12 protein-coding genes are annotated in these 9,033 nt (G+C 71.2%); 4 read left to right on the top strand and 8 right to left on the bottom strand.

Going from position 1 to position 9,033, the window contains the following annotated elements; genetic code table 11:
* Positions 1–4 precede the first annotated feature (4 nt).
* Positions 5–550 carry a YceI family protein gene (locus O0235_RS08420; protein ID WP_270055347.1) on the bottom strand — a complete coding sequence of 182 codons (546 nt, stop codon included), beginning with the start codon at positions 548–550 and terminating at the stop codon, positions 5–7.
* A 124-nt stretch (positions 551–674) separates the two neighbouring features.
* Here O0235_RS08420 and O0235_RS08415 point away from each other — a divergent pair, with 124 nt between their 5' ends.
* Positions 675–1,028: a hypothetical protein gene (locus O0235_RS08415; protein WP_270055346.1), complete on the top strand. Its 354-nt coding sequence runs from the start codon at positions 675–677 to the stop codon at positions 1,026–1,028.
* A 90-nt stretch (positions 1,029–1,118) separates the two neighbouring features.
* Here O0235_RS08415 and O0235_RS08410 read toward each other — a convergent pair whose 3' ends face one another.
* Positions 1,119–2,585, bottom strand: a complete 1,467-nt coding sequence (locus O0235_RS08410) for a carotenoid oxygenase family protein (RefSeq protein WP_270055345.1) — start codon at positions 2,583–2,585, stop codon at positions 1,119–1,121.
* A gap of 156 nt (positions 2,586–2,741) precedes the next feature.
* Between O0235_RS08410 and O0235_RS08405 the strand changes: the two genes are divergently transcribed.
* Positions 2,742–3,521: an SDR family NAD(P)-dependent oxidoreductase gene (locus O0235_RS08405; RefSeq protein WP_270055344.1), complete on the top strand. Its 780-nt coding sequence runs from the start codon at positions 2,742–2,744 to the stop codon at positions 3,519–3,521.
* A 15-nt stretch (positions 3,522–3,536) separates the two neighbouring features.
* Positions 3,537–4,088: a class II aldolase/adducin family protein gene (locus O0235_RS08400; RefSeq protein ID WP_270055343.1), complete on the top strand. Its 552-nt coding sequence runs from the start codon at positions 3,537–3,539 to the stop codon at positions 4,086–4,088.
* Between the two features lie 164 nt (positions 4,089–4,252).
* Here O0235_RS08400 and O0235_RS08395 read toward each other — a convergent pair whose 3' ends face one another.
* From O0235_RS08395 to O0235_RS08370, 6 genes are all read right to left on the bottom strand, one after another.
* Positions 4,253–4,492, bottom strand: a complete 240-nt coding sequence (locus tag O0235_RS08395) for a hypothetical protein (protein WP_270055342.1) — start codon at positions 4,490–4,492, stop codon at positions 4,253–4,255.
* A 425-nt stretch (positions 4,493–4,917) separates the two neighbouring features.
* Positions 4,918–5,751 (bottom strand): enoyl-CoA hydratase, encoded by an 834-nt coding sequence (locus tag O0235_RS08390; protein WP_270055341.1) that lies wholly within the window; start codon positions 5,749–5,751, stop codon positions 4,918–4,920.
* 57 nt (positions 5,752–5,808) lie between these two features.
* On the bottom strand, positions 5,809–6,087 hold the full coding sequence (locus O0235_RS08385) for a hypothetical protein (RefSeq protein WP_270055340.1): 279 nt from the start codon (positions 6,085–6,087) through the stop codon (positions 5,809–5,811).
* A gap of 33 nt (positions 6,088–6,120) precedes the next feature.
* Entirely contained in the window at positions 6,121–6,480 is a 360-nt protein-coding gene (locus O0235_RS08380; protein WP_270055339.1) for a zinc-ribbon domain containing protein, read from the bottom strand.
* A 404-nt stretch (positions 6,481–6,884) separates the two neighbouring features.
* Positions 6,885–7,301 carry a PPOX class F420-dependent oxidoreductase gene (locus O0235_RS08375; RefSeq protein ID WP_270055338.1) on the bottom strand — a complete coding sequence of 139 codons (417 nt, stop codon included), beginning with the start codon at positions 7,299–7,301 and terminating at the stop codon, positions 6,885–6,887.
* Between the two features lie 26 nt (positions 7,302–7,327).
* Positions 7,328–8,125: an alpha/beta fold hydrolase gene (locus O0235_RS08370; RefSeq protein WP_270055337.1), complete on the bottom strand. Its 798-nt coding sequence runs from the start codon at positions 8,123–8,125 to the stop codon at positions 7,328–7,330.
* Positions 8,126–8,211: 86 nt separating this feature from the next.
* Between O0235_RS08370 and O0235_RS08365 the strand changes: the two genes are divergently transcribed.
* Positions 8,212–9,015, top strand: coding sequence for an alpha/beta fold hydrolase (locus O0235_RS08365; RefSeq protein ID WP_270055336.1), 804 nt, complete (start codon positions 8,212–8,214; stop codon positions 9,013–9,015).
* Positions 9,016–9,033: the final 18 nt, after the last annotated feature.

Here is a 9,033-nt window from a genome sequence, read left to right as displayed (position 1 = left end):
AGCCTCAGTCCTGCTTCACGAGTTCGAAGTCGGCGCTGATGCGGACCTCATCGCCGACGAGCCAGCCGCCGGCCTCGAGGGGCGCGTTCCAGGTGAGGCCGAAGTCCTTCCGGTTAATCTTGCCGGAAGCGCTGACGGCGACGACGGTCTTGCCGAAGGGGTTCTTCGCCGGGCCGTGGACCTCGGCGTCGAAGGTCACGGGGCGGACGGTGCCGCGGATGGCGAGGTCGCCGGTGATGCGGAACGCGCCGCGGCCGGCGGGCTCGATGGCGGTGGTGGTGAAGGTGAGGTAGGGGTGGTTCTCGGCGTCGAAGAAGTCAGCCGAGCGGAGGTGGTTGTCGCGGTCGGGCTGGCGGGTTTCGACGCTGGCGGCGTGGATGCGGACGGTGGCGCGGGAGCGGGCGAGGTCGGCCTCGTCGATGTCGAGGTCAGCCTCGAAGCGGGTGAAGGTGCCGCGCACGGTGGCGATGACCATGTGCTTGACGGCGAATTCGATGGAGGAGTGGGCCGGGTCGATGGCCCAGGCGGCGGCAGCGGGTGCGGAGGACATGTGCGGCTCCTCGAGCTTCAGGATGTGGTTGCGATCGCAACTATCATCCTAGCCAACCGGCCGCAAGCTGGCAACTATTCGTAAGCTCTTCGCGGCGGCGGGCGGAGGTGCCACAATGATCCGGATGACGACGCGGATTCACCCGCCGGACTTCTTCCGCGAGCCCTGGCCGTTCACCCCGCTGGCAGAGGAGTGCGACATCCACCTCGTGCCGATCGCGAGCGCGGCGGGCTGCGGGTACTGCCTCCGGTTCCTGGCGGGGGCGCCGCCGGGGCATGCGCTGCCGGAGGGGGTGCGGCTGGAGGAGCTGGAGCAGTGGCTGACGGCCCGGCGGTCGATGCCGGAGGAGCTGCTCTACCGGCGGATCGAGGAGCTGGTGGGCCGGCGAATCAGCCTGTCCGAGCTGGAGCACCCGGACGAGCTGCTGCAGGAGGCGCGGCTGCCGCGCAGGCGCGGCGGCCCATGGGCCGACTGGTAGCGGGCGCGGTGCGGCCCGGCTGCGCCGCGGGGGGCGAACCGCCGCGGGGCAGGCCGGGCCGGGGGAGGGGGCTGCCGGGCAGCCGGACAGCTACTTCTGGTTCTGGATGCGCTCTTCGCTGATCCAGGCGCCGTGGAAGCCGTAGGGCACGCGCTGGGGCAGGGGCACGCGCGCCACCGGCGGGGCCTCCATGTCCTGCGCGTTGATGATGACGAACTCGGAGCCGCCGGTGTTCCGGTCGTAGACGTAGGTGACCACGTAGCCGTCGTCCTCGGCGGTCGCGCCGGGGCGGGGGACGAAGACGCCTTCACCGCCGTAGCGGCCCTTGCCGTGGTAGTGGACCCAGTGGCGGCCGGTGTGGAGGTCGTACTTGATGATGGCGTCGGACTCGGGCATGCCGTTGCCGGCCTCGAAGCGGGCGGTGTAGCCGTAGCGGGCCTGGTAGGCGACGAGCGCGTCGTTGACGCGGGGGAAGTCGCTCACCTGGTCGTCGAGCGGCTCTTCTTTGACGGCGCCAGTCTTGAGGTTGAAGCGCCAGCGGTAGAGGACCTGGTTGGCGTCCTCGCGGATGAGGCGGCGGTCCTCCGGGGTGGGGGCGATTGAGGAGTCGAGGGAGCCGAGGTCGACGTCCTCCATGCGGCAGGCATCGAGGACGATCTCGTCGCCGTCTTCGAAGGCGTTGAGGGTGTGGAAGACATAGCAGGGCGGGGTTTCGAACCAGCGGATCTGGTCGCCGCCGGCGTGGCGGGGGAGGATGCCGAAGCGGGCGGGGAGGTCTTTGTTGAAGTAGAGGGGGGATTCGCCGGACATCGCCCGCTGCATATCGAAGACGAGCGGGAGGTCCATGAAGATGGAGTAGTGCTCCGAGACGGCGAAGTCGTGCATCATGACGCCGCGGGGGAGGTCGATGGGGGTGGTGAGGACGATTTCGCCCTCGGGGCTGACGACGGAGTACTGGAGGTAGGGCACCTTCGCGCCCTGCTTCGCCATATCGAAGCCCATCATGTTGTAGCCGAAGAAGAGCATTTCGCCGGTCTTTTCATCGACCTTGGGATGGGCGGTGAAGGCGTGGAGGAGGCGGCCGTTGTAGGTGTAGGTGCCGAGGGTTTCGAGGCCGGGGAGCTTGATGTGGTGGGGGTCGCCGGCTTCCCAGAGGGCGAAGAGGCGGCCGTCGTGCCAGACGAGGGCGGTGTTGCCGGTGTTGCCGCGGGAGGGGCCGTTCGGGTTATCGAATTCGGGCTGGCCGAGGCCGCTGCCCCAGAGCGCGCGGCCGGCCGCTTTTTCGCGCCGGTAGGCTTCGGTCTGGACGTAGCGGTTGCGGTAGGAGACGCGGCCGTCCTTGATGCGGACGCCGTGGAGCATGCCGTCGCCGCCGAACCAGTGGTAGTTCTTGATGACGTCGAACTGGGGGTTGGGACCGTTGCGGACGAACATGCCCTCGAGGCCATCGGGGAGTTCGCCGATGACGGGGAGGTTCTCGGCGGTGACTTCTTCGCGGACGGGGGCGAAGTTTCCTTCGAGGAAGGGGCTGGTGACGCGTTCTTCGGCCATGACCATGGGGTGAGCACCTCGCTGCCGGGCGGAATCCTATTCAAATGTTTGAACAGGCTGGCCGGAGTATACGGCACGGTGTCAAGGGCGGGGGGAAGAGCGCCGAGGGCAGGGTGCCCGTAGAATCGGCGGCACATTCGGCAACGGACAGGAGACTCGGACATGGGACTGGAAGGACGGGTTGCGCTCGTGACGGGCGGCGGCCGCGGCATCGGGCGGGCGATTTCGCTGGCGCTGGCGGCCGACGGGGCGGCGGTGGCGGTGAACTACCGGCGGGATGAGGAGGCGGCCCGGGAGACGGTGGCGGAGATCGAGCGGATGGGCGGCCGGGCGAAGATGTACATGGCCTCGGTGGACGATTTCGAGCAGGACCGAGCGATGGTGGAGCAGGTCATCGCCGATTTCGGGTACATCGACATCCTCGTGAACAACGCGGGCATCGCGAGCCGGGGGCTGAGCGTGGCGGATACGGACCCGGCGGAGATGGAGCGGGTAGTGCGGACGCACGCGTTCGGGCCGCACTACCTTTCGAAGCTGGTGCTGCCGAGCATGCGGACGCGGCCGCGGGGCGACATCATCATGATTTCGAGCGTGGCGGCGCGGATGCTGGGGCCGAACGGCGCGCCGTACAACATGGGCAAGGCGGCGATGGAGGCGCTCGCGATGACGCTTTACAAGGAGGAGCGGCGGTACAACATCCGGGTGAACATCGTGGCGCCGGGGCTGACGGAGACGGAGATGGGGAGCCGGCTGGCGCGGGCGACGCAGGGCGTCCAGAACCTGCGGGAGATCGACCAGCGGTCGCCGTTCGGCCGGGTGTGCCAGCCGGAGGACGTGGCGAAGGTGGTGCGGTTCCTCGTGAGCGACGATGCGTTCTACCTGACGGGGCAGCGGATCGAGGTGGACGGCGGGGGCACGGCGGCGCTGCCGAACCTGTTCTGACGAGGGGGCCGGGCGATGGCGGGCGTGCCGGAGCGGGTCCTCGCGACGATGCAGGAGGTGGGGGAGGACCTCTACCGGCTCGGGCTGGTCTCGAGCCACGGCGGCAACCTGAGCATCCGCGACGGCGCGGGGATGTGGATCACGGGCACGGGCACGATGCTCGGCCGGCTGCGCGAGCGGCACATCGCCTTCGTCCGGGCCGACGGGACCCACACGGGCCCGCCGCCTTCGAGCGATACGGTGCTCCACTCGACCATCTACGCGATGACGGGTGCGGGGGCCGCCGCTCATGCCCATCCGCGGTATGCGGTGGCGCTCAGCTTCGAGACGGAGCGGTTCGTACCGATCGATTTCGAGGGGCAGCACTTCCTGAAGGCGGTGCCGGTCATCCCGCAGGGGCCGAACCAGGCGGCGCAGCTGGCGGCGGCGCTGCAGGAGGCGGTGGTGGTGCTGCTGCGCGGCCACGGGGCGTATGCCCGCGGCGCGACGCTCTGGGAGGCGCTGCACTGGCTGACGGCGCTGGAGGAGAGCGCGCAGATCGCGTGGCTGGCGGGGCGGCGGGGGTAGGGGGCGGCGCGGTGGCGCGGCTGGCGCCGCGGGGATGGCTGGCCGGCTTCGCCGGCGGCGCCGCGGGATGCCGGCGCTCCGCGCCGGCGGTGGGGGCGGGGGAGGGAGTTGGGAGCTGGGAGCTGGGAGTTGGGAGTTGGGAGCCGGGAGTTGGGAGTTGGGAGTTAGGAGCCGGGAGCTGGAGCTGGGAGCCGGGAGCCGGGAGCCGGGAGCCGGGAGCCGGGAGCTGGGAGCCGGGAGCCGGGAGCCGGGAGCCGGGAGCCGGGAGCCGGGAGCCGGGAGCCGGGAGGGAGGATAACCTCCAACCTCCAACCTCCAACCTCCAACCTCCAACCTCCAACCTCCAACCTCCAACCTCCAACCGTAGCCGCGGGGCTCCGTCCCGCGGGGCGCCATGCGCCCAACGGATGTTCCGGGAGGCGGGAACTGGGAGGCGGGCGGCGGGAACCGGTGGATGCGAACGTTCGGGTGGGCCTCCCGGCCCTCCGCGGGGACGGAGCCCCGCGGCAACGGATGTTCCGGGAGGCGGGAACTGGGAGGCGGGCGGCGGGAACCGGTGGATGCGAACGTTCGGGTGGGCCTCCCGGCCCTCCGCGGGGACGGAGCCCCGCGGCGGCGGAGTTGGGAGTTCGGAGTTGGGAGCGGGGAGTCGGAAATGGGGAGCGGGCAGCAGGGAGGGAGCATTGGCCTCCAGCCTCCAGCCTCCAAACGGCGGGCGCAGAGCGCCCGCCCCCCGCGGCGACGCCGCCGAAAGGCGGCGAGCCATCCGCCGCCGCGGGCGGCGAGCCCGCGGCATCCCGCGACGGGGCGAGCGGGGGCGGCGGCTCGCTTACTGGCGGCGGACGGCCCCCGGGATGCCGCTGGGGTCGATGCGCATGCCGTAGAGCTCCTGGTTGTGGCTGTGGGCGAGCTGGTGGAGGTTGAAAACGGCGAGCATCGCCTGCCACTGGCCCTGCGCTTCGAGCGTCTGGTTGACGGCTTCCTTGGCGAGCTTGAGGGCGAAGGACGGCTTCTCGGCGATCTTCTTCGCGAGGTCGAGGGTGAAGTTCTCGAGTTCGTCGCGCGGGACGACGTGGTTCACCATGCCGAGGCGGTAGGCGTCCTGCGCGGTCACCCAGTCGGCGGTGAAGAGCATCTCCTTCGCCTTGCGGGCGCCGAGCTCCCAGGGGTGGGCGAAGTATTCGACGCCGCAGACGCCCATCTGGACGACGGGGTCGGAGAACATGGCGTCGTCGCTGGCGACGATGAGGTCGCAGACCCAGGCGAGCATGAGGCCGCCGGCGATGCACTTGCCCTGGACCTGGGCGATGGTGGGCTTGGGGATGTTCCGCCAGCGGCGGCACATGCCAAGGTAGATTTCTTCTTCGACGGCCATGTAGCCCTCGGCGCCCTTCTTGCCGAATTCGCGCCAGGTGCCGACGGTGGGGTAGCTGGAGAGGGGCGGGCCGCCGCCGCGGAGGTCGTGGCCGGCGGAGAAGTGGGGGCCGGCGCCGGCGAGGATGATGACCTTGACTGATTCGTCGGCGGCGGCGGCATCGAAGGCGGCGTTGAGGTCGTAGGTGAGCTGGTAGTTCTGGGCGTTGCGCGCTTCGGGGCGGTTCTGGGTGATGCGGGCGACGCCGGGCGCCGGGATTTCGTAGAGGACGGTTTCGAAGTCGGGCACGGGCTGCCTCCGGGCGTGAGCGTTGGCCCGGATTGTACCGGCCGTACAGGAATTCGGTCAGGCGACCGATGCCCAGGCCTGGAGCTTTTCGGCGAGGAGGCGGCGGACTTCGGCGGCGGCGCCGCCGGTGAAGGGCGCGAGCTCGGCGAGGCGGGCGTCGCCGTAGGCGAGGGCGGCGTCGATGCTCGTGACGTCGTCGTTTTCGGCGGCTTCGATGAAGAGGGCAGAGGCGAGGATGCCGGGGTCGGCGGCGACGGCCTGCCGCGCGGCATCCTCCGTTTCGAGGGGCCGCTGGTAGATGCGCGAGAGCTGGCGGAGGCGGGGGTCAGCGAGCATGGGGCCGGGCCTTGCCCCGGTGCGCGGCTGCCGTTACTGGCGGGCGACTTCTTCGCGCGGGGGCTTGAGTTTGCTGTAGCAGTTCGAGCAGTAGACGGGGCGCTCGCCGCGGGGGACGAAGGGGACCTCCGTCATCTGGCCGCACTCGGCGCAGGAGGCGGGGTGCATCTGCCGCGGGGTCTTGCCGCCGAAGCTGGCGAAGTTCCCGTAGCGGACGTAGCCGTCGGCCTGTTCGAGCGAGCTCTGGCTGGAGCGGCGGGCGGAGCGGCAGGAGGGGCAGCGGGTGGGCTCGTTCATGAGGCCCTTGTTCGCGTAGAACTCCTGCTCGCCTGCGGTGAAGACGAAGATGTTGCCGCAATCGCGGCAGCTGATCTGCTTATCGGCAAACGCCAAGAGGGACTCCTGAATTCCGCGCCATGCGGGTCTCGGATTCCATGGTAGCAGGTTGGCGGGCGGGTGATGGATGCCGCGGCTGTCGCCGCGGCGCGGGATGGCTCGCCTGCGGCGTCGCCGCGGGATGCCGGCGCGCCGCGCCGGCGCGGGAGGCGGGAAGCGAGAGACGGGAAGCGGGAGGCGGGAGGCGGGAAGCGGGAGACGGGAGGCGGGAAGCGGGAGACGGGAAGCGGTAGGCGGGAGTTGGGAAGGGGCGTACGCCGGGTCCCGGGTGGGTCAACCTCGGACGTGCGGCCCCGTCCTTCGACCGCGGGGCACGATGCGGCCGCATCTCGCGGCGATGCCGCCGGAGGGCGGCGCGCCATCCACCCCCGCGGGCGGCGAGCCCGCGGCATCGTGCCGGGCTAACCGCGGCCGGTGACGCCGGAGACGCGCTGGGGGTGGACGCGGATGATGACGCGGCCGTCGGCGCGGAGGCGCTCTTCGAAGCCGGGGGGCGGCTCCCAGGCGGGGTCGCGCCGCATGGCGCGGTTGATGAGGACGTGGCCCGGGACGAGGTCCTCCCGTTCGATCTCGGTGCGGCCTTCGACGGTGACGAAGCGGTGGGGCGCGCCTTCATCGAGCGCGGTGAGCGCGATACGGGGGTCGCGCGCCAGGGTGCGGGCTTTCAGGCGGTTGGCGGTGGTGCTGAAGATGAGCGTGTCGCCGTCGGCGGCGTAGAAGACGACGGACGAGGCAGGCGAGCCGTCGGCGCGGAGGGTGGTGACGACGGCCCACCGCCACTGGCGGAGGAGGGCATCCTGTTCGGGCGTTCCGATCACGGCAGGGCTCCTTTCGGCGGCGGCGGTCAGCCGGCGCGGGCGAGGAAATCGAGGACGAGGCGGTTGAAGGCGTCGGCCCGCTCGAAGTAGACGGAATGGCCGGCGGCGGGGACGAGGGCGAACTCGCCGCGGGGAAGGGCGCGGGCGAGCGCTTCGACGGCCGCGGGCGGGATGACGATGTCGTCCTCGCCCGCGAGGCAGAGGACGGGGATATCGAGCCGGGCGACGTCGGCCGGGGTGATGGCCCAGAGCTCGCCGAGCTGGCGGCGGAGCGCGTCCTTATCGAGCCCGGCCGCGAGGGCATCGATGCCGCGGTAGAGGAAGTGGAGGGCGGGCTGTTCGCGGGCCATCCGCTCGCCGGCGGCGGGATGGATGCCGCGGGCGAAGAGGTCCGCCTCGATGGTGGCGGGCTTTGCGGCCCAGGCGGCGGCCGCGGCGTCGGACCAGAAGCCGCCGTGGGTATCGCACATGACGAGGGCGCGGACCCGGCCGGGATGGGCGAGGGCCCAGGCGAGCGAGGTCCAGCCGCCCATCGACTGGGCGACGAGGCGGACGGGCTGGCCGGGCGCGGCGGCATCGAGGAGGGCGGCGAGGTCCTCGGCGAAGGCGCGGGCGCCCGGTTCGGGGGCGTCCTGGGTCGAGGGGGCGAAGCCGCGGTGGGCGAAGGTGAGGCAGCGGTAGCCGGCCGCGAGGAAGGAGGGAACCTGCTGCCACCAGGAGAGGTGGTTGCCGCCGAGCCCGTGGGCGAAGACGACGAGCGGCGCCTCGCCGGGGCCGTGGAGTTCGTAGTAGATGCGGGCGCCGGGACGTTCGAGCCAGGGCATGGCGCGGATTCTACGCCGGAAGGCGCATTGGGGCGGCAGGTCCTATGATGCTGCCGAAGTTCCCTGCGCCCGAGGTTGAGCCGCGTATGCCGTACGTTCCCACGCGCGACATCATCACCTACTACGAGGAGGCGGGCTCCGGCGAGCCGCTGGTGCTCATCCGGGGGCTGGGAAGCGACCTGCAGGCCTGGGCGCCGCAGCTGCCGCTGCTGGCGAAGCACTTCCGGGTCATCGTCTACGACAACCGGGGCGCGGGGCGGACGGGCGCGCCGGACAAGCCGTACAGCATCGCGGGGATGGCGGACGACCTCGCGGCGCTGCTGGACGAGCTGAAGGTGGAGAAAGCGCACGTCCTCGGCTATTCGATGGGCGGGATGATTGCGCAGGAGTTCGCGCTGCGGCACCCGGGGCGGCTGGAGAAGCTGATCCTGCTGGCGACGACGGCGAAGCCGGACGGGTATGTGCGGGCGGTGCTGCAGTCGTTCATCACGATCCGGCGGACGAACATTTCGCGCGAGGGATTCGTGCGGGCGCTGGCGCCGTACCTGTACACGGCGGGGCTGTTCGACGACGAGGAACGGTACGAGCGGGCGATCCTGGCGAGCGTGCAGAACCCGTACGCCCAGCAGGACCACGCGTTCATCCGGCAGGCGCAGGCGATCCTGGCGCACGACGCGAGCGGGCGGGTCGGCGGCATCAAGGCGGCGACGCTGGTGGTGACGAACCCGGGCGACATCCTCATTCCGCCGCGTCACGGCGAGGCGCTGGCGAAGGCGATCCCCGGCGCGCAGCTGCAGTCGCTGGACGGCGGCCACGCGGGGGTGACGGAGTACCCGGTGGAGCACTGCCAGGCGTTCCTCGAATTCCTCGGGGCGGCGGTCACGGCCTGACGGGCGCGGGCGGAGCGG

The organism is Tepidiforma flava (genome assembly GCF_027594505.1).
GTDB lineage: Bacteria > Chloroflexota > Dehalococcoidia > Tepidiformales > Tepidiformaceae > Tepidiforma > Tepidiforma flava.
The sequence above is the reverse complement of the archived record's forward strand: the minus strand, read 5'-3'. Positions and strand labels throughout refer to the sequence as shown.

Bases quoted from the DNA above. Each gene is read 5' to 3' on its own strand.
- O0235_RS08365 (WP_270055336.1), top strand. From the start codon at position 8,212: ATGCCGTACGTTCCCACGCGCGACATCATCACCTACTACGAGGAGGCG.
- O0235_RS08400 (WP_270055343.1), top strand. From the start codon at position 3,537: ATGGCGGGCGTGCCGGAGCGGGTCCTCGCGACGATGCAGGAGGTGGGG.
- O0235_RS08405 (WP_270055344.1), top strand. From the start codon at position 2,742: ATGGGACTGGAAGGACGGGTTGCGCTCGTGACGGGCGGCGGCCGCGGC.
- O0235_RS08415 (WP_270055346.1), top strand. From the start codon at position 675: ATGACGACGCGGATTCACCCGCCGGACTTCTTCCGCGAGCCCTGGCCG.
- O0235_RS08410 (WP_270055345.1), bottom strand. From the start codon at position 2,585: ATGGTCATGGCCGAAGAACGCGTCACCAGCCCCTTCCTCGAAGGAAAC.
- O0235_RS08420 (WP_270055347.1), bottom strand. From the start codon at position 550: ATGTCCTCCGCACCCGCTGCCGCCGCCTGGGCCATCGACCCGGCCCAC.
- O0235_RS08370 (WP_270055337.1), bottom strand. From the start codon at position 8,125: ATGCCCTGGCTCGAACGTCCCGGCGCCCGCATCTACTACGAACTCCAC.
- O0235_RS08385 (WP_270055340.1), bottom strand. From the start codon at position 6,087: ATGCTCGCTGACCCCCGCCTCCGCCAGCTCTCGCGCATCTACCAGCGG.